Source organism: Pseudomonas sp. FP597, from assembly GCF_030687435.1.
Taxonomy (GTDB): domain Bacteria; phylum Pseudomonadota; class Gammaproteobacteria; order Pseudomonadales; family Pseudomonadaceae; genus Aquipseudomonas; species Aquipseudomonas lactucae.
The window spans coordinates 4,552,554-4,571,722 of record NZ_CP117432.1 but is presented as its reverse complement, the minus strand read 5'-3'; the positions used below and the strand labels follow the sequence as shown (position 1 = coordinate 4,571,722).

The window sequence follows — 19,169 nt, the reverse complement described above, 5'->3', positions numbered from 1 at the left end:
TGTAGTTCCGCCTAGGGTCTATTCGATCTCCAGCAACACCTGGCGATTGCGCACCTGATCGCCCGCGAGTACTTGCACGCCTTTGACGATGCCATCGATGCCTGCGGTCAGCGGATGCTCCATTTTCATGGCTTCCAGCACCAGCAGCAGTTGGCCTTTGCTCACGCGGTCACCGGCACTGACCCGCACGTCGACGATGGCGCCGTCCATCGGCGCCTTGAGCGTGCCGCTGCGAACATCGGCCTGGCGGTGGGCGGCTTGCCGGGTTCGGTCGGTCACCGTCACGCCTTGCAGCCACAGCCGGTTGCCGTGGAGGTGATAGGGGATGCGGCGACGGATGCCATTGAGTACCACGGTGGCGTGGCGGCCATCGGTGGTGAGTTGCAGGGGGCTGACGGTGATCGTATGGATGTCGTCGTTGACCTCGAGGCGACAGGTCCAAGGCGTGCCGAGGTTGTTCCGCCATCCCGTCAAGCCTGGGGGGTGCTGGTCGGCGCCGTGGTGATAAAACAGCGCGGCGGCCAGGGCGAGCTGTTCATCGGTCGGCGCCAGGGGTGGGATGACGTTGAAGTGGTCGGCGATAAACGCGGTGCTGAAGTCACCACGGATAAAGTCTGGATGCTTGAGCAGCTCGGCCAACAGGCGCTGGTTGGTGGTGACGCCGAGCAGAACGCTGTCCTCCACCGCCCGCAGCAGCTTGCGCCGGGCTTCTTCGCGGGTGGCGCCGTGGGCGATGAGCTTGCCTTGCATGGCGTCATAGAACGGGCTGATGGTGGCGCCTTCGCTTAGCCCATGGTCGATCCGGATCCCAGGCGCGGGCTCCCAGCGCAGCACCTCGCCGGTTTGCGGCAGGAAACCCTGGGCCGGGTCTTCGGCGTACAGGCGCACTTCCATGGCGTGGCCGCTCAGGGTCACCTGCGGTTGGGTGAGTGGCAGCGGTTGGCCGGCGGCAATCTGCAGTTGCCAGGCCACCAGGTCGAGGCCGGTGATCAGTTCGGTGACCGGGTGTTCCACCTGCAGGCGGGTGTTCATTTCCAGGAAGTAGAACCGGCCGTTGCGGTCGAGCAGGAACTCCACGGTGCCGGCGCCCACATAGTTCACCGCGCGGCCGGCCTTGAGCGCGGCCTCGCCCATGGCCTGGCGCAGCTCGGATGTCATCACCGGGCAGGGCGCTTCTTCGATGATTTTTTGATGGCGGCGCTGGATCGAGCAGTCGCGTTCGCCCAGGTAAATAAGGTTGCCCTGCGTATCGCCGAACAGCTGGATTTCGACATGGCGCGGTTCGATCAGGGCCTGTTCGAGGATCAGCTCGTCACTGCCGAAGGCGTTCTGAGCTTCTGAACGGGCGGTGCGCAAGTGTTCCAGCAACTGCTCGCGCTGATGCACCAGGCGCATGCCCCGACCGCCGCCGCCGGCGCTGGCCTTGATCATCAACGGGTAGCCGATGCGCTCGGCTTCGGCGTGCAGGGTGGTGTCGTCCTGGGCGCTGCCCTGGTAACCGGCGATGCACGGCACGCCGGCGTTGAGCATGGCCAGTTTGGACAGGCGCTTGCTGCCCATCAGTGCGATGGCTTCGGGGCTAGGGCCGATAAAGGTGATGCCGGCGTTCAGGCAGGCTTGGGCGAACTCGGGGTTTTCCGAGAGGAAGCCGTAGCCGGGGTGGATGGCGTCGGCGCCTGTGCGTTGGGCAGCGTCAAGGATAGCGTCGATGTTGAGGTACGACTGCTGCACCGGCGCCGGGCCGATATTCACCGCTTCGTCAGCCATTTGCACGTGCAGGGCCCAGGCATCGGCGTCGCTGTACACCGCCACGGTGCGGTAGCCCAGGGCCTGGGCGGTGCGCTGGATGCGACAGGCGATTTCGCCGCGGTTGGCGATCAGAATCTTTGTGAATCGCGGCATGGTTGTTTCCCTTGGGATCGAGTACATATCCGTTTCTTCGGTAACGCAGACCTTAAAGCCGACCGGTGTGGCAGGTCGAACTGGGTCCAGATGTGGGAGGTGGCTTGCCCCGATGGCTTCATTTGCACCACCCAGGCCTACGCTTCTGCACAAAAGCCTGTGTCCCTTCAATCCCTTCTTCACTGCTCACCGCCTCGGCAAACCACTGCGCCGCCTGGTCCAGCAGCGGCCCCAACGGCTGGTCCACGCTGGCCAGCAACAGCGCCTTGGTTCGTGCATTCGCCTCCGGCGCGCACTGCAGCACTTGCCCCAGCACTTCATCCAGTCGCTGCGCCAGCGCCTGCGGATCGCTTTCGGTAAAGTGCACCAGCCCCAATCGTTCGGCCTCAACCCCATCGAACCGCGCCGCCGTCAGCGCCAACCGCCGTGCCTGAGTCAGGCCGATGCGCTTGACTACAAACGGCGCAATCTGTGCCGGCAGCAAGCCCAGGCTGGTTTCCGGCAACCCGAACTGCGCCTTGTGATCGGCAATCGCAATGTCACTCACGCATGCCAGGCCAAACCCGCCGCCCAACACCGCACCTTGCAGTACCACGATCACCACCTGCGAAACCGCTTCCACTTCTTGCAGCAGGCTGCCAAACGCCCGGTTCAGCGCGGCCAAATGACCGCCCGCGGTGACCAGGTCCTTCACATCCGCCCCGGCGCAGAAGTGCCCGCCCGCGCCGCTGATCACCACGGCGCGCGTCTGGCTGTCCAATTGCGCCACCACCGCACGCAATTCGTTGACCATCTCCAGACTCATGGCATTGCGGCATCCGGGCCGGTTCAGGGTGATGTGCAGCACGCCGTTATGGGGTTCGAGCAGCAAGGTGTTCATGGTTTTTTCCCTGGCAGGGTGCCCATCAGCTTGCAGATGATGCCCAGCATGATCTCGTCGGCACCGCCGCCGATCGACACCAGGCGCACGTCGCGATAGGCCCGTGCCACCGGGTTGTCCCACATGAAGCCCATGCCGCCCCAGTATTGCAGGCAGCTGTCGCTGACGTCGCGGCCCAGGCGCCCGGCCTTGAGTTTGGCCATGGAGGCCAGGCGCGTCACGTCCTGGCCCTTGATGTATTGCTCGGTAGCTTGATAGACCAGCGCCCGCAGGCATTCGATTTCGGTGGACAGTTCGGCCAGGCGAAAGTGGATCACCTGGTTGTCGATCAGTGCCTTGCCGAAGGTACGGCGCTCCTTGCAGTACGCAATGGTGCTGTCGATGCAGTGCTCCAGGCCCTTGATCATGTTGGCCGCGCCGAACAGGCGTTCCTCCTGGAACTGCAGCATCTGCATCATGAACCCCGCGCCTTCATGGCCGATGCGGTTGCGCTGCGGTATGCGCACCTCGTCGAAGAACACCTGGGCGGTTTCGGAGCTGTGCATGCCGAGTTTTTCCAGGGGCGGGCTGACGCTGATACCCGGGGTGTTCATCGGCACCATGATCAGTGATTTGTTGATATGCGGCTTGTCGTCGGAGGTGTTGGCCAACAGGCAGATGAAGTCGGCGCTGGGCGAGTTGGTGATCCACATTTTGCTGCCGTTGATCACGTAGTCAGCGCCGTCCTTGCGCGCATGGGTCTTGAGCCCGGCGACGTCGGAGCCGGCGCCGGTTTCCGAAACGCCGATGCAACCGACCTGTTCGCCGCTGATGGCCGGGCGCAGGAATTCGTCGCGCAGTTCATCGGAGCCGAAGCGGGCGAGGGCGGGGGTGCACATGTCGGTCTGCACGCCGATGGACATGGGAATGCCGCCACAATGGATGGTGCCGAACTCTTCGGCGGCGACAATCGAGTAGCTGTAGTCCAGGCCCATGCCGCCGAACTTTTCCGGCTTGGAAATGCCCAGCAGACCGAGGTCGCCGGCCTTGCGGAAGATCTCGTGGATGGGAAAGCGCCCGGCCTTTTCCCATTCGTCCACATGGGGGTTGATCTCGCGGTCGACGAAGGCGCGCACGCTGCGGCGCAGCTCCTGATGTTCCTGGGTGAAGATCATTGTTGTTGTTCTCCTGTTAGAGACGCGCCACGCCGAAGCTGTTCGGTTGCAATTGCCGTACTTCGGCCTCATGGCAGATATCCAGCAAAAAACCGAGCAACGTTCGCGTATCCCGTGGATCGATCAGCCCGTCGTCCCACAGGTTCGCGCTGCCATATAGCGCAGTGGATTGGCTGTCGAGTTTCTGTGCGGTGACCTGCTCCAGCATGTCCAGCATTTTGGGATCGGGCACCAGCCCGTCTTTCAACTGCTTGGCCTCGGTGACGATACGCAGCACCTTGCCCGCCTGCGCGCCGCCCATCACTGCCGTGCGGCTGTTGGGCCAGGCGAAGATAAAGCGCGGGTCGAGGCCGCGGCCGCACATTGCGTAATTGCCGGCGCCATAGGAGCCGCCCACCACAATCGTGAGCTTAGGCACCCGCGCATTGGCCACCGCCTGGATCATCTTCGCGCCGTGCTTGATCACCCCTTGCTGCTCGGACTCGGTGCCGACCATGAAGCCGGTGGTGTTATGCAGGAACAGCAGCGGCGTGCGGCTCTGGTCGCACAGCTGGATAAACTGCGCCGCCTTGCTCGCGCCCTTGGGGGTGATGGGGCCGTTATTGCCGATCACGCCCACGGCGCGGCCCTGGATATGCAGGTGGCCGCAGACGGTGTGGGAGTCGAACTCCGCCTTGAATTCGAGCCAGTGGGACGCGTCGGCCAGGCGCGCCAGGATTTCGCGCACGTCGTAGGGCTTTTTCGGGTCGTTGGGGATCAATCCCAGCAGTTCGTCGATGGGGTACAGCGGTTCTGTGTAGGTGTGTCGTGGTGCTGGCGGCAGGCGGTCGTCCCACGGCAACAGCCCGACGATTTCACGCACGATGCGTATGCCGTCCGCGTCGTTTTCCGCCAGGTATTCGGCGGTGCCGGCGGTTTGCGCATGCATCTGGGCGCCGCCCAGCTCTTCATCGGTGGCAATCTCGCCGGTGGCGGCCTTGAGCAGTGGCGGGCCGGCGAGAAACAGCTTGGCCTTGCCGCGCACCACCACCACGTAATCCGACAGCCCCGGCTGATACGCCCCTCCCGCCGTGGCCGAGCCATGCACCACGGTGATCTGCGGCAGGCCCATGGCCGACATGCGCGCCTGGTTGGCAAAGCTGCGCGCGCCTTCGACGAAAATCTCGGCGGCGTAGTTGAGGTTGGCGCCGCCGCTCTCGGCCAGAGTCACCATCGGCAGTTTGTTTTCCAGGGCGATCTGTTGCAGGCGCAGGGATTTCTTCAGACCGGTGGGGGAAATGGTGCCGCCCTTGATCGCGCTGTTGTTCGCCACCACCAGCATGCGCACGCCGCTGACGTAACCGATACCGGCGATCAACCCACCGCCGGCGGCGCTGCCGTCCTTGTCATCATGCAACTTGTAGCCGGCCAGGCTGGCCAGTTCCAGGAATGGCGCGCCGGGGTCCAGCAGCAGGTTCAGGCGTTCTCGCGGCAGCAGTTGGCCGCGCTGGTCGAACTTGGGCTTGGCTTCCTGGGCCTTGTTCAACAGGTTCTGCTCCAGTTGGCGCAGGTGCTGGAGGCTTTCCAGCAGGGCGTCGCGGTTCTGCGCGAACTGGGGGCTGTGGGGGTCGATCAGACTTTCAATCACCGGCATGCGCTATTCCCCCGCCTTGAGTACATCCGGCAGGTACGCCCGGTGGAAGCCGTTGAACGGCGCGCCTGGTGGCTGTGCCTTGTGCAGCGGCCAGGCGCGGCTGCCGAGGCTGGCGGCACCGTCGATGCGCAGGGTGCTGCCGCTGATGAAGGCGGCGGCGGGGCTGAGCAGAAACACGATGGCGGCGCTGACTTCCGATTCGGTGCCGATGCGCTTGAGCGGCACATGTTCGCGCAAGCTCGGGATTACCGCCTTGAACGCACCCTCATAGGTGTCCATGCCGCTGGAGGCGATCCAGCCCGGCGCCACGGCGTTGACCCGCACACCGGCGCAGCCCCATTCAACGGCGGCGGTCTTGGTGAAATTGTCCATGCCTGCCCGCGCCGCGCCGGAGTGGCCCATGCCGGGCATGCCGCCCCACATGTCGGCGAGCATGTTGACGATGGCGCCGCCGTGCTTATTCATCGATTGATTGAACACCTCGCGCGCCATCAGGAAACCGCCGACCAGGTTGGTGCGCACCACGGTTTCGAAACCCTTTTGGTTGATCGAGGCCAGCGGAGCGGGGTACTGGCCGCCGGCGTTATTCACCAGGCCGTGGATTGGACCGTACTGTTGAATCAGATGGCTGACGAGGGTGGTGACGCTGCTTTCATCGCGAATGTCGCAAGCGCCCCATTGCGCGATACCGCCATCCTCGGTGATCTCTGCCGCGACCTTTTCCAGTTTTTCCGGCTTGCGCCCGACCAGGATCACCTGGGCACCAAGCGCCGCCAGCTCGTGGGCGGTGCAGCGGCCAATACCGCTGCCGCCACCGGTGACAATCACGGTATGCCCCTGGAACAGGTCGGCTTTGAAGATCGAGTCGAAAGCCACGGCAACGCTCCTTATTTGAATTGCTCGGCGATGTGTTGCGGTACGGCGATGGGGATTTCCAGCAACTGCTGGGCAAAGGCCTTGCCTTGGGGGTCGATGCGCAGGCTGGCGATACCGCCGCCGCCCAGGGCATTTTCCAGCAGGAAGTTCAGGCTGTGGCTGCCGGGCAGGTACCAGCGTTCGACACGCCCGTAGACGGGGTCGAGCACGTGGCCCATCCAGTCGACGACTACCTCCGGGGTCAGCGCCTCGGCGATCCATGGCAGGTACGCGGGGTCGCGGGCGATCACGCCGATGTTGCTGTGGTTGCCCTTGTCGCCGGAGCGCGCCACCGCGAGTTTGACCAGCGGCACGCTGGCATCGGCGTGGCCCTCGGGCTTGGGCACGTCGATAGGCGCGACCGGCGCTTGCAGCGCGGCGGCGCTGGGCAATTGGACGGGATGGCGTTGGCCCTGGTAATCGATGGCGACCGTGCAGCCTGCCTTGTCGATCAGGAACGAAAACAATCGGATCAATGGGTACACCGTCGGCCGTCCGCCGACGATGCCGGTGAGCCCCGGCGCCATGCCGGTGGCGGCCTGGGCGATCTCGCGAGCGAACAGCACCAGCGCCTGCTTGTTGGGGTGCCGCACGGCCAGCTTCACCACCACTTCACGGCAATCCTGGCGCTGGGCGTGGGCGCCGTAGGTCGCTTCACTGCCGAGCAGTTCGATATTCACCTCGGTGTACGGTGCCCAACCGCGCTGGCTGAATAACTCCGAGGTCTTGTGGATGATTGCCTGGCTGACCCGCTCGGCCTTGGCCACCGCATCGATCCCGGCGATCAGGCAACTGGCGGTGCAGCGAAAGCCATCGGGATATGTAGCGCTGACCTTGTAGTGAGCGGTCGGCGGCAAGCCCTTGGCGCCGTGCAGGCGCACCTGGTGCCTGCCTTGCTGCTGCAGTTTGACCTGGCTGAAATCACAGATCACATCGGGCAATACATACGCGCGTGGGTCGCCGATTTCATACAACAGTTGTTCGGCGACGCTGAGTTCGCTGATCAGCCCGCCGCTGCCATCGACCTTGTTGACGGTGAACTGGCCGTCGGCGCTGACCTCGACGATGGGGAAACCGATGTGTTCATAGTCCGGTACATCGCGCCAATCGGTGAAATTACCGCCGGTGCACTGGGCCCCGCATTCAATGATATGCCCGGCCAGTGCGGCCTGGGCCAGGCGGTCATAGTCGTGCCAGGACCAGTTGAATTCATGCACCAGCGCGGCACTGACCACAGCGCTGTCGACCACCCGGCCGGTGATGACGATATCGGCGCCCAACTGCAAGGCCTGGGTGATGCCCGGTGCGCCGAGGTAGGCATTGGCCGACACGCACATCGGCGGCAGCGGCGTGCCGTTGAACATGTCGGTCACACCGTGCAGCTGTTTGAGCTGGGGTTGCAGGTCATCGCCCAGCAGCACGGCGATTTTCAGCGGGACCTGCGCCGTGTCGCAGGCGGTTTGCAGGGCGGCCGCGCAGGCCAGCGGGTTGATGCCGCCGGCATTGCTGATCACGCGGATGCCCTGGCGCCGGATCTCGCCCAGCAGCGGGGTGAGCACCTCGATGAAGTCCGTGGCATAACCGGCCTGGGGATCTTTCATGCGCGCACCCGCCAGGATCGACATCGTGACTTCCGCCAGGTAGTCGAACACCAGGTAATCCAGCGCGCCGCCTTGCACCAATTGGGCGGCGGCGGTGCAGGTGTCGCCCCAGAAGGCGCTGGCGCAGCCGATACGAACCGTCTTGCTCATGAGAAATCCTTCCTCGAATGGCTGCGGTCGAGACTACCAAGCAAGCGCTTGGTTTGTAAACTGCCGATACAAGTTTTACCCAAGCGCTTGCTTGGCTCGCGGTCACAGCCTAAATTGCCGCCCAAGACGATAGTAGAAGTGAGGGCAGCATGGACGAGCAGAAAACCCTGGGGGTGATGCGCACCATGGTCGACGGCGGCCAATTGACCGACCCCGACAGTGCCCGGGGCAAGTTGCTGCAAACCGCGGCGCACCTGTTTCGCAACAAGGGGTTCGAGCGCACCACCGTGCGCGACCTGGCCAGCGCAGTGGGTATCCAGTCCGGCAGCATCTTTCATCACTTCAAAAGCAAGGACGAGATCCTGCGGGCGGTGATGGAGGAAACCATCCACTTCAACACCGCGCTGATGCGCGCGTCGCTGCTTGAGGCCACGACTGTGCGCGAACGCGTGCTGGCGCTGATTCGCTGCGAGTTGCAGTCGATCATGGGTGGCAGCGGCGAGGCCATGGCGGTGCTGGTGTATGAATGGCGCTCGTTGTCGGCCGAGGGGCAGGCCCAGGTGCTGGCCTTGCGCGGTATGTATGAAGACATCTGGCTGCAGGTGCTGGGCGAAGCCAAGGCCGCTGGGTATATCAAGGGTGATGTGTTTATCGCGCGGCGCTTTCTTACCGGCGCCTTGTCCTGGACCACCACCTGGTTTCGCGATGAAGGCAGCCTGACCCTTGAGCAATTGGCCGAAGAAGCCCTGTTGATGGTTTTGAAAGCCGATTGAGGCGCAAACTATTAATTTGCCAGTGGAAAGTTGTCTCGGCAGACAAAAACGCCTAGCTTATCGCCATCAATGTGATGAACGGTGTGTGCCTTGATGTTATCGCCATGGCGGCTGGCTGCAGGACTTACCTTATGGGCACTGGGCACCACGTGCTGGACGTCGGCTTCGGCTGCGCAACTGGTCCGCATCGGCGCGGCGCATTTCCCGCCCTACACCGTGCGCCCGGAGCAGGGCGCCGACACGGGGTTGTTACCGCAGTTGGTGGAGGCCCTGAACGCCTCGCAGACCGACTACCAGTTTGTGCTGGTGCCCACTTCGATTCCTCGGCGTTTTCGCGATTTCGAGCAGGGCCGGGTCGATATGGCCATTTTCGAAAACCCCGACTGGGGTTGGCAGAAAATTCCCCACACCAGTGTCGACATGGGCCTGGAGGACGCGGAAATCTTCGTCGCCCAGCGTGAGCCCGGTCGCGGCCAGGATTATTTCGTCAACCTCTCCGGCAAACGCCTGGCGGTGTTCAGCGGCTATCACTACGCCTTCGCCAACTTCAACCCCGACCCCAAGAACATGGCCGAGCATTTCAACGCGACGTTGACCTACTCCCACGACAGCAACCTGTTGATGGTCGCCCGTGGCCGCGCCGATATCGCCCTGGTGACCCGCTCTTACCTGAGTGACTTCATGGTGCGCAACGCTGACATGGCCGGGCAGTTCCTGGTGTCGGAGCGCATCGATCAGATCTATCACCACTATGCCTTGCTGCGGCCCAAGGCGCCGATCACGGGCGAGGCGTTTTCCGCGATGCTCAAGCGTTTGCGCGATGACGGCCAGATGCTGAAGATTTTCGAGCCGTATCGCATTGACGTGATGCCGACGCCCTGAGTGTCAGACCCTGCGCGCGAACGTATCGCTGTGGCTGCCCGACACCTTGCGGCAGTGCACCAGCGCATCGCGAATCATGAAGTTCACCAGGGTCGGCGAAACCCCCAGTTCCTTGGCGATGTCCTTTTGCGGCACGCCGTGCAGACGGTACATCTCGAACGCGTAGCGGGTGCGCTGCGGCAGCTCCGTCAAGGCGTTGGCGATGGTTTCCAGGGTGTTGAAATTGATATGTGACGTCTCCGGTGACGCGCCGTGAATAACCACATTCAAGCCTTCCTCTTCCGTCCCGGAGTATTTGAGCTCCAGGGCCTGCTTGCGGTAATGATCGATGGCCAGGTTGCGCACGATCTGGAATAGATAACTCAATTGGGCCTTGAAAGAAGAGGTGATCGTCGGCGCCGATTGCAGGCGGAAGTAGGCGTCCTGTACTACGTCCTCGGCTCGCGAGCGGCACCCGGTAATACGTGCCGCAATCTTCACCAGGATCAGTCGGTTGTCGACGAATGCCTGTAGAAGGGGTGAGTCGCACCTGCCTGTGGATACTTGTTCCGTCATGGAAATCACCTGGTTGCAAAAGAAGTTAGGGGAGGGCGTCCTTGCTGAGGCCTCCTACACACCGGGCAACAAATTATGATGAATGATAATGATTGTCAAATGAGAAGGCGAACTAATCTTATGCTTTCTTGTTCTGTGTGAGCGATGTCTTGCTCGCTGGCGGTGATTGATTATTTGCCGGTGTCATCGGTTCGTCTGGGTGAGAGGCTCGTTGGTGATCCGGCCAAGGATCAGCGCCTGAGAAAGGACGACCTGGGGGTTATCGTGCATACGGCGTGTTTCAGTTTGGCGTCGTGTGATGGGCACACCGACGCGACTGAGGCGGTGTGCCCGCCTTGAGCGAGCATTCCCTTGGCTGATCGTCGCTGATATCAATGGTTTAAAGGATTCCGGTGCAATGCCGGGCAGGTGGCCGCTGGTCGGCAAGTCCTGGCCCATTCGGTAGAACTGTCAATTCTGACAGTAGAAAGGCAGTGGGCAATTCGATCTGATGGGCCGGTGCCGACCTGGTGAATGCACGGGACGCGGCGCTACCTATCAATTGAACAGGAGTTTGAGTCATGTCCAAGTCATTGCCGGATATCGTTGAGTTTCCCAAGCCAGAACTGGTCGAGGCCGAGGGAGCAACGCAAGTAGATCCACTCAAGTTGCTCAATGGGGCCACCTGTCGAGTGTGTTATGACGATATGCTGAGCACCGATCTGATCATGTTGCGCTGGTGGTTGGGGGGGGATAAGTACGCGCCCATCGAGCCCCAGTATGGCGTCGATGCGGGGTGTGTGGATTTTCATGTCGACCCGCTTTATGTAAGCCAGCGGTTGGACGCTTATCCGGAAATTTCCTATATCGTGACTCGCAACGGTGAAGATATTCCGTCGCAGGTGCAGAATAGGGTAAGAATCAATCTGCCCACCAATTTTCCAAAACCCACGCTCATGCAAGCGCAAGATGGCGTGCTGGACCTTTCACTGTTGTGCTGCCAGGACCCCGTCATTTGGGTCGAGCCTTGGGTGTTTATCGACCCGATCCAGACCGTCAAGCTTTATGTCTATGGCAAAAAAAAAGACGGGACACGCTTTCGCGAGTTGTTTTTCGAGGACGAACAGGTGACCGAGGACGAGGTGCAAAACGGCTGGTCCAGAACGTTGCCGTTGGCAATGCTCAAGGAACTCGAGCACGGCTCGACGCTGCACTTGCAATTTGATGTCAATTTCCACGTTTATCGATTCTTCCCCTACCTCGAGGTAACGTTGCTCACGGAGGATCACCTCGACCTGATCGAACCCAAAGTACTCGAAGCCGTCGAGGTCTCACCGGGAAAATTTTCCATCAACCCGATCAACACCCTCAACGGCGCAACCTTGCGCGTCAGCTACGAACACATGTGCCCATGCGACTGGGTCTGTCCTTCCTGGGAAGGTGCCCCCGGAGCCGGCAGCCCGGCGCTTGAGTGCAAGCGAGCCGACAGCCGCGAGTTCGTGGATTTCACCGTACCGCCTTCGGCTATCAGTGCCAATTTCAATGGGCAGGTAACTGCCGGCTACACCGTGCGGCGCGACGGCGAGACATGGCCGTCGCCGCCGCTTGAGTTGGATATTCTGGGTATTACCGGGCTACCGAAGCCAGGGTTGGAAGAGGCCACTGGCGATGTGCTGGATCTCAACACCTTCGCCGATTCAGCGACCGCCGTAGTTCCAAAATGGGACTATGCGGCAGTGGGGCAATGTTGCTGGATGTGGATTACCGGCACGCATGAGGATGGCAATCCGTCACGAATCAACGTGCTGATGGGAGAGCCGCTCACCGCCCAATGGCTAAGCGACGGCGTTGATATTCAGGTCGCGCGCGACGAACTCAAACAACTGAAAGATTGCAGTGAGTTCGAGCTGCATTTCGCCGTGAACTTCAACGACGCCTGTGAACTGGCGAGCGCCGTCGAATTCCCGGTCAAGACCTTCTCCATCGAACAGGAGGCAATGGACCTGCCGCCTCCGACCGTGCTGCAGGCCGTGGGCTCGAACCTCACGGTTTACAACGGTAAGAACGGGGTGACCCTGCGGGTGAAATACCCGCTCATCAATGATCGGCATCAAATCACGGTGTTCTGGAAGCGCTCGGACGGCACCGACCTGCCATTGGCCTCCAAACCGGGCAACAGCAGCCTGGGCTACACGGATTTTGCCATCCCGCGTGAAGCGGTCATCCGTGGGATCGGCAAGACCGTCACCATCAACTACACCGTTGCCAGCCTGTGCAAGCTGCAAACGTCGGAGGATCTGGAACTGGTGATCAGTGTTCCGGTGCGACTGCCCACCCCTGTCATTACTCAGGCGACACCACCGGCGACCGATGGCGGCATTCTGGATCTTGCCACGTTCAGTAAAGATGCCAATGTTGAAGTTGCGCCCTGGTGGTTCATCCTGCCAGGTCAGACCGTTTGGCTGCGGGCGATCGGCACCAAGGCGGCGGGTGGTGATCACGTGATCACTGTTTACCTGGGTAAGGTCGTCTCGGCGGAGGAGGTCAGTGCGGGGCTGGCGGATCTGCTGAAGCGAACCGAGCTGGAGCAATTACGCGATGGCAGCGAGTTGACGGTGACCTGCAAGGTCGCCGCAGACGGCAGCGCCCATGAAAGTGCTGCGGTGGTATTCCCGTCGCTGACAGTGGAACTGCGCAGACCTTTATATGATTTCACACCATTTTCAGCGGGCTGGAACGCTTGGTACCCTGGATGGGCGGCAAATGGAGAGATGGTGTTGAGCTATCAACTTAACCGATATTGCGTAAAAAACGGCACCGCCAGTGTCGCGTATATCGGCCCCGTGCTGCAGAAAGTCTATAGCGGACTGCGCGTTGGGCACCGTTATGAATTCAGCATTCTGGCCTGCAGTTATAACGGGGCGTCGCCCTTGCCACGATTGTCGTTGATGGCCGGTAGCCAACAAGTTGCCGCAATTACTTACTTCTCTCAGTATTGGTCGACCTTGCAGGGATCCTTTACGGCCAATGCGACGTCAATGACCTTGGCGGTCCATAGCCACGAAAAGGATGGACAAAGTGGCAACGACTACGCCATTACCAATATCCTGGTCAAAGGGTAGTCGGCGGTAGCGCTATACGCTCGTGATCAGTGCTCCCACTTGGGTGGGAGCACTGTGTATCTGAATCAACGTTATTTAGGCCCCATTATTTTCGCCAGTTTATCCGGCGACGGCGCCCCTTGCTGTTGCTGCAACCCACCCTTGTCATCCAGGTAGAAAATCGCCGGCGTCGCCGACAATTCCAGTTCATCCATCAGTTTCATATTGGCATCAAGCTTGGCTTCGATGTCCGCCGGGATCTTGGCCAGGGCCTGCAACTTGCTGCCCTTGCCGGCGGCCTCGTGTTCTTCCAGGGCTTTTTGCGGGTCTTTGGCGGCGAACAGGGCGGCCGACTTGGCGGCGCTGTCCTCGCGGATGATGCCGACCATGATGTGGCGCAACTGCACCTTGCCGGCTTTTACCCACGGCCGTGCCTGTTCCCAGAACATGTTGCAATAGGGGCAGTTGGGGTCGCTGAACAGATAGACAATGCGAGGGGCGTTCTTGTCGCCGTCCTGGATCCAGCTGCTGTTTTCCATCTTGGCCCAGACTTGCTTGGCCATGGGCGCGTACACCAGTTTTTCCAGAGGCTGCGTACTCAGGTCATTGCCCTGGGCGTCGTAGAGGTTGCCGGCAATCACGCTGTTGCCGTCGGCGGTCAGGTACAGGGCCATGCCTCGGTTCTGGTACTGCGCGGCGTAGCCGGTGAGGCCGCTGGGAGCCTCGAACTTGCCGATGATTTTGGCGCCCTTGGCTTCGATCTGTTTGATCGGCGCCGGCCAGTCTTCGGCCTGGGCGAGGGTGGCGGCCAGCGTCAGAGGCAGCAGGGTCAGCAGGTGGCGGAGGCGAGGCATGTCGGTTTCCTTGTGGCGGCAGGGGCGAGGGTGTCGAAGGGTTCCATGGCGCGGGCCAGGCTGGCCTGGGACAACTCGCCCAGGTGGCTGTTGATCAGGCGCCCGTCGGCTGTGTAGAACAGCGTGGTCGGCAGGACCATGGAGCCCACGGCCTGGCCGAGGCGGCCGCCGGCGTCGAACAATACGTTGTCGAGGGTCAACCCCTGGGTAGCCAGGAAAGTACTCACGCTTTGCATGCTTTCGGCCTGGTTGACGAATAGGAAGGTCACGTCGGGGCGCATGCGCTGGGCACTTTCGAGTACCGGCATTTCGCGTCGGCACGGCGGGCACCAAGTGGCCCACAGATTGATCACCAGAGGGCCGCCCTGGTAATCGGCCAGTTGCACCACCTCGCCATTGGCCGTGCGCAAGGTGATGTCCGGCAGGCGCGTGCCTTTTTCATAGACGTTCAGCGACAGGCTGGTCATGCCCCAGAACAGCAGGCCGGTAATCACCCCGGCGCTCAACGGCTTGCGCAGCGCCGGGCGACGCCAGCCGTAGGCCAGCGCGGCGACGATCAGCACGACGATACCCGGCCAGGCGAGAAAGCCACCGTCGCGCAGGTCGACCATCTGCAGCGGGTCGTTACGGTAGTAACTCCAGTACATCGCCACGAAGCTGACGCGCGCGGCCAGCATGCCCAACAGGAACAGGCTGAACAGCACCGATTCCGGGTTTTCACCGCCACGCTTGGCCACGCGCCAACCCACTAGGGTGGCGAGAATCAGCGCGCTGATGAGCAGGATGTGATTGAGCGCGATGGCGAAGGTGCCGATGGTCAAGGTCAGCATCAGAGGGCGTCTCGGGTCTGGTTCCAGCGTTGCAGGAAGGCGTCGGCGTTTACTTCGCCGGTGATGCGCTGGGCGCGGCGTTCTTCACCATCAGGGCCGATCCAGACAAAGCTCGGTGGGCCCGGCACTTTGTAGCGGCCCAGCAGTTCGCGGCTGGCGGCGTTGTCGGCGGTGACGTCCAGGCGCAGCAGGCGCACGTCTTTCAGGGCCTCCAGCACCTGAGGTTGGCCGAACACCTGTTTTTCCATGATCTTGCACGACACGCACCAGTCGGCGTAGTAGTCCACCAGCACCCACTGGCCCTGGGCCTTGGCGCTGTCGAGCTGGCTTTGCAGCACGGCCGGATCGTTGATGGTCATGAAGGCATCGTGGGCGGTCGGCGCACCGGCTACCCGCGAGCCACTGTAGACCTTCAGCGGTTGCCACAGGTCGTCGCTGCCACCGGCCGCGCCCACCACCAGCACCGCGCCCCACAGGCCCAGCACCAGGGAACCGGCGCCGAACACTTTGGCGGCCAGGCCATATTCACGTGCGAGTGTCCAGCCGCAGTAGGCCATTACCAGAGCCAATGCACCCCACAGGCCAATCCACAGGCTTTCGCCAACGACCGGGCGAATCATCAGCACCGCGGTGCCGAGGAACAGAAAGCCGAAGATGCCCTTGAGCACGTTCATCCAGGTGCCCGGCTTGGGCAGGAAGCGATTGCCCACGGTCACCAGCAGCAACAGCGGAATACCGATGCCGATGCCCATGGCGAACAGGATCAGGCCACCGTGCAACGCATTGCCGCTCTGGGCGATATACAGCAGCGCGCCGGCCAGCGGCGCGGTCATGCACGGGCCCACCAGCAGGCCGGACAGCGCGCCGAGTACACCCGCGCCGACGAGACTGCCGCCGCTTCGTTGACGGCTGACGTTGTCCAGGCGATCACGCAGGAACGCCGGCAGTTGCAATTCGAAGAAGCCGAACATCGGCAGGGCAAGGATCACGAACAAGGCGGCGAAACTGCCGAGGATCCACGGGGTTTGCAGCAGCGCGGCGAGGTTGGCGCCGAGCAATGCGGCCAGCACACCGAGGGCGGCATACACCAGGGCCATGCACACCACATAGCTGCTGGCCAAGGCAAACCCGCGGCGCGGGCTGGCACCGCTGCCCACCACCAGGCCGGCAAGGATCGGCAGCATCGGCAACGAACACGGGGCGAACGCCAGCAGCAGGCCGAGGCCGAAGAACACCAGCAGGCTCCAACCCAGGCTGCGCTGTTGCAGGCCACTGGCCAGGCTCTGGTCTTGGGCCTGCGCGGTGGCTGCGACGGCCGGGTTGCCGCCCAGGTCCACGGTGATCGACTGCGGCGGGTAGCACAGGCCCGCGTCGGCGCAGCCCTGCCAGCCCAGCTTGATCTGGCCGGTGACACCGGCCGGTATCTTCACTTCCAGGCCCTGGCGATACACTTGCTGCTCGCCAAAGAACTCATCGCTGTGGGCTTCGCCTTCGGGCAATGCCGGCTTTTCGGCCAGGCCATCGAACTTCATGCGCTGCTTGTACAGGTAATAACCGTTGGCAATTTGCCAATACAGCTGCGTTTCGCCACTTTCAAGGCGTTCGGAGGTGAAGGTGAAGGCCTTGCCCACCGGGAGGAAATCGGGTTTGGTCTCGAAGGGGTTGCCCGGCGCTGCCTGGGCGAATCCCGCGAACAACACCAGCAGAAAGGTAAAAAGATGCCGCATGGTCAAGCCTTAGTTCGATGCAAGTGAGGCACACAATGTGTGGCGTTGATTAACCGATGATTAACCGAGGGCTATTCTAGAGTGTAGGGATTTTCTGATGTTGTGAACTTTGGCGGCATAATGCGCGCTTAATCCTTGGCTTCTCTAATCTCCCCATCTTTCATGAAGGGTTCAGCATGCACGTACTGGTCTGTGAAGACGACGAACTGATCGCCAGCGGCATCGTGGCCGGCCTCGGCGCCCAGGGCTTTACGGTCGAGCGCGTGGCGACCGCCGCAGCCGCGCGCGCGATGCTCAAGGCGGCGACCTTCGACATCATGGTTCTTGATCTGGGGTTGCCCGACGAAGACGGCCTGAAGCTGCTGCAGCAATTGCGCAGCCAGGGCCTGGAAATCCCGGTGCTGATCCTGACCGCACGAGATTCGGTGACCAACCGCGTCGACGGCCTGCAAGCGGGCGCCGATGACTACCTGCTCAAACCCTTCGACCTGCGCGAATTGGCCGCACGCCTGCAGACCCTGCTGCGCCGCATGGCGGGGCGCAGCGTCAACCTGATCGAGCACGGCCGCCTGAGCTACGACCCGAGCAGCCGCGAAACCCTGCTCGGCGGCCAGCCGGTCGACCTGTCGCGCCGCGAGCAGGCGCTGTTGCAGGCGCTGCTGCACAACAAGGGCCGGGTGCTGTCCAGCGAGCAACTCAAGGACAGTGTCTACGGTTTCAACGACGAGTTGGAAAGCAACGCGCTCAACGTGCACATCCACCATCTGCGACGCAAATTGGGCAATGGCATCGTCGAAACCGTGCGCGGCCTGGGCTACCGCCTGGGCCCGGCGGATGATGGAGAAAACGCTTCGTGAAGAGCCTGCGCCTGCGCCTGACCTTCAAGCTCGGCGCCGCATTCGTGGTGATCTGGGCCCTGGCGGCGGCCTGGATGCTCAACGACCTGCGCAACCAGATGATGTTTTCCCTCGACCAGCGTCTGGTGGCCTCGGCGCGCATGGTGGCCGGGCTCACCGAGCAGATGCCGGGCCTGGCCAGTGTTAGCGGCGGTGCGCATTTGAATTCCGAGCACTTCAATGTGCCCGGCGGCATGGCCTGCCAGGTCAGCTCGTTGCGTGGCGAAATCCTCGCGCGCAGCCACACCACCCCGGACCAGGGCCTGGAGTCGCAACGCAGCGGCTTTCGCGATCAGATGATCGACGGCGTGGGCTGGCGCAGCTTTACCCTGTCCCGCGGTGACCTGTTGATTACCACCGCTGACCGCCAGGTGGAGCGCGAGGCACTGAACATGTCGATCCTGCTGGCGGCGTCGGTGCCGGTGGGTGTGGCCATGCTCGGCTGCCTGTGCCTGCTGTGGCTGGGCATTGGCCAGAGCCTGTTGCCGCTCAACCGCATGCGTGACGCACTGATGCGTCGCAGTGCCGACTCCCTGGAGCCGCTGCAGATCCACCCGTTGCCCAGTGAACTCAAGCCGCTGCTCGACACCCAGAACCAACTGTTGCAGCGCATCGCCAAGACCATCGAGCGCGAACGCCGCCTCACCGGCGACGCGGCCCACGAACTGCGTAGCCCGCTGACGGCGATCAAGACCCACCTGCAAGTGGCGCGCATGACCGACGGCGCGGCCCGCGACCAGTCCCTGGCGCATGCCGAGGCGGGCGCCGACCGCCTGCACCGCACCCTTGAGCAATTGCTGCTGCTGGCGCGGGTGGAAGGCAGCCTGTCGTTTGACGATGGCGTGCAGTCCAGCGCCGAAGAGGTGGCCCGGCTGGCGATCCAGGATGCCAATGCAGGAGACAGCGCGCGTATCGACCTGATCCTGCCGGACAACCTTTGCGCCACTCCGGTGGAAATGCCCGTGGGCCTGGCGGTTGCGGCGCTGCGCAACCTGCTGGACAACGCCCTGCGCCACACCCCGGCCGACACCCGCGTCGAACTCAGCGTGCACGCCACCGCGGAGCAGGTGGTGTTCCGGGTGCGCGACCATGGCAAGCAGATTTCCAGCGAAGACCTGCAATACCTCACCCAACGCTTCTGGCGCAACGGCAACAGCGAGGGTTGCGGCCTGGGCCTGGCGATTGTGCAAGCCATTGTGCAGCGCTGTTCCTGCTCGCTGAAGTTCGACAGCCAGGTCGACGGTTTGCGCGTCGAACTGGGCATGCCGCTGCGGCGCTGATCCTTTTTTCAAGTGCCAAATAGTTACCGCCCGCCTGACGTACGGATCGTCAGGATG

At 62.4% G+C, this 19,169-nt stretch carries 15 protein-coding genes; 5 read left to right on the top strand and 10 right to left on the bottom strand.

Annotation, left to right across the window (positions count from 1 at the left end; translation table 11 throughout):
• Positions 1-18 precede the first annotated feature (18 nt).
• From PSH66_RS20770 to PSH66_RS20745, 6 genes are all read right to left on the bottom strand, one after another.
• On the bottom strand, positions 19-1,902 hold the full coding sequence (locus PSH66_RS20770; protein WP_305427581.1) for an acetyl/propionyl/methylcrotonyl-CoA carboxylase subunit alpha: 1,884 nt from the start codon (positions 1,900-1,902) through the stop codon (positions 19-21).
• A gap of 118 nt (positions 1,903-2,020) precedes the next feature.
• Positions 2,021-2,782: an enoyl-CoA hydratase/isomerase family protein gene (locus PSH66_RS20765; RefSeq protein WP_003175273.1), complete on the bottom strand. Its 762-nt coding sequence runs from the start codon at positions 2,780-2,782 to the stop codon at positions 2,021-2,023.
• The gene (gene atuD / locus PSH66_RS20760; RefSeq protein ID WP_003175272.1) at positions 2,779-3,936 is read right to left on the bottom strand and encodes a citronellyl-CoA dehydrogenase; all 1,158 of its coding nucleotides are present in this window, start codon (positions 3,934-3,936) and stop codon (positions 2,779-2,781) included. The genes PSH66_RS20765 and atuD overlap by 4 nt, the downstream gene beginning before the upstream one ends.
• Before the next feature lie 16 nt (positions 3,937-3,952).
• The gene (locus tag PSH66_RS20755; protein WP_305427580.1) at positions 3,953-5,569 is read right to left on the bottom strand and encodes an acyl-CoA carboxylase subunit beta; all 1,617 of its coding nucleotides are present in this window, start codon (positions 5,567-5,569) and stop codon (positions 3,953-3,955) included.
• A 3-nt stretch (positions 5,570-5,572) separates the two neighbouring features.
• A complete protein-coding gene (locus tag PSH66_RS20750) occupies positions 5,573-6,445 on the bottom strand; it encodes an SDR family oxidoreductase (protein ID WP_141063606.1) in 873 nt (290 codons plus the stop codon).
• A gap of 11 nt (positions 6,446-6,456) precedes the next feature.
• Positions 6,457-8,235 (bottom strand): acyclic terpene utilization AtuA family protein, encoded by a 1,779-nt coding sequence (locus PSH66_RS20745; RefSeq protein WP_003175269.1) that lies wholly within the window; start codon positions 8,233-8,235, stop codon positions 6,457-6,459.
• 149 nt (positions 8,236-8,384) lie between these two features.
• Between PSH66_RS20745 and PSH66_RS20740 the strand changes: the two genes are divergently transcribed.
• The gene (locus PSH66_RS20740) at positions 8,385-9,008 is read left to right on the top strand and encodes a TetR/AcrR family transcriptional regulator (protein WP_305427579.1); all 624 of its coding nucleotides are present in this window, start codon (positions 8,385-8,387) and stop codon (positions 9,006-9,008) included.
• Positions 9,009-9,101: 93 nt separating this feature from the next.
• Positions 9,102-9,890, top strand: a complete 789-nt coding sequence (locus PSH66_RS20735; RefSeq protein ID WP_003175267.1) for an ABC transporter substrate-binding protein — start codon at positions 9,102-9,104, stop codon at positions 9,888-9,890.
• Between the two features lie 3 nt (positions 9,891-9,893).
• Here the strand turns inward: PSH66_RS20735 and PSH66_RS20730 are convergent, their stop codons facing one another.
• A complete protein-coding gene (locus PSH66_RS20730) occupies positions 9,894-10,445 on the bottom strand; it encodes an RNA polymerase factor sigma-70 (RefSeq protein WP_003175266.1) in 552 nt (183 codons plus the stop codon).
• Positions 10,446-11,005: 560 nt separating this feature from the next.
• Between PSH66_RS20730 and PSH66_RS20725 the strand changes: the two genes are divergently transcribed.
• Positions 11,006-13,546, top strand: a complete 2,541-nt coding sequence (locus PSH66_RS20725; protein WP_305427578.1) for a hypothetical protein — start codon at positions 11,006-11,008, stop codon at positions 13,544-13,546.
• Between the two features lie 71 nt (positions 13,547-13,617).
• Here PSH66_RS20725 and dsbG read toward each other — a convergent pair whose 3' ends face one another.
• The 3 genes from dsbG to dsbD are packed head-to-tail and all read right to left on the bottom strand — an operon-like array spanning position 13,618 to position 16,936.
• Complete coding sequence (dsbG, locus tag PSH66_RS20720; RefSeq protein WP_003175264.1) at positions 13,618-14,379, bottom strand: thiol:disulfide interchange protein DsbG; 762 nt, start codon at positions 14,377-14,379, stop codon at positions 13,618-13,620.
• Positions 14,355-15,209 (bottom strand): TlpA disulfide reductase family protein, encoded by an 855-nt coding sequence (locus PSH66_RS20715; protein WP_305427577.1) that lies wholly within the window; start codon positions 15,207-15,209, stop codon positions 14,355-14,357. The genes dsbG and PSH66_RS20715 overlap by 25 nt, the downstream gene beginning before the upstream one ends.
• On the bottom strand, positions 15,209-16,936 hold the full coding sequence (dsbD, locus tag PSH66_RS20710) for a protein-disulfide reductase DsbD (protein ID WP_141063261.1): 1,728 nt from the start codon (positions 16,934-16,936) through the stop codon (positions 15,209-15,211). The genes PSH66_RS20715 and dsbD overlap by 1 nt, the downstream gene beginning before the upstream one ends.
• A 176-nt stretch (positions 16,937-17,112) precedes the next feature.
• On the opposite strand from dsbD, the gene PSH66_RS20705 reads away from it, so the two are divergent.
• Together PSH66_RS20705 and PSH66_RS20700 are read left to right on the top strand one after the other, a co-directional pair.
• A complete protein-coding gene (locus tag PSH66_RS20705; RefSeq protein ID WP_003175260.1) occupies positions 17,113-17,793 on the top strand; it encodes a response regulator in 681 nt (226 codons plus the stop codon).
• Positions 17,790-19,112, top strand: coding sequence for an ATP-binding protein (locus PSH66_RS20700; protein ID WP_078825552.1), 1,323 nt, complete (start codon positions 17,790-17,792; stop codon positions 19,110-19,112). The genes PSH66_RS20705 and PSH66_RS20700 overlap by 4 nt, the downstream gene beginning before the upstream one ends.
• The last annotated feature ends 57 nt before the right edge of the window (positions 19,113-19,169 follow it).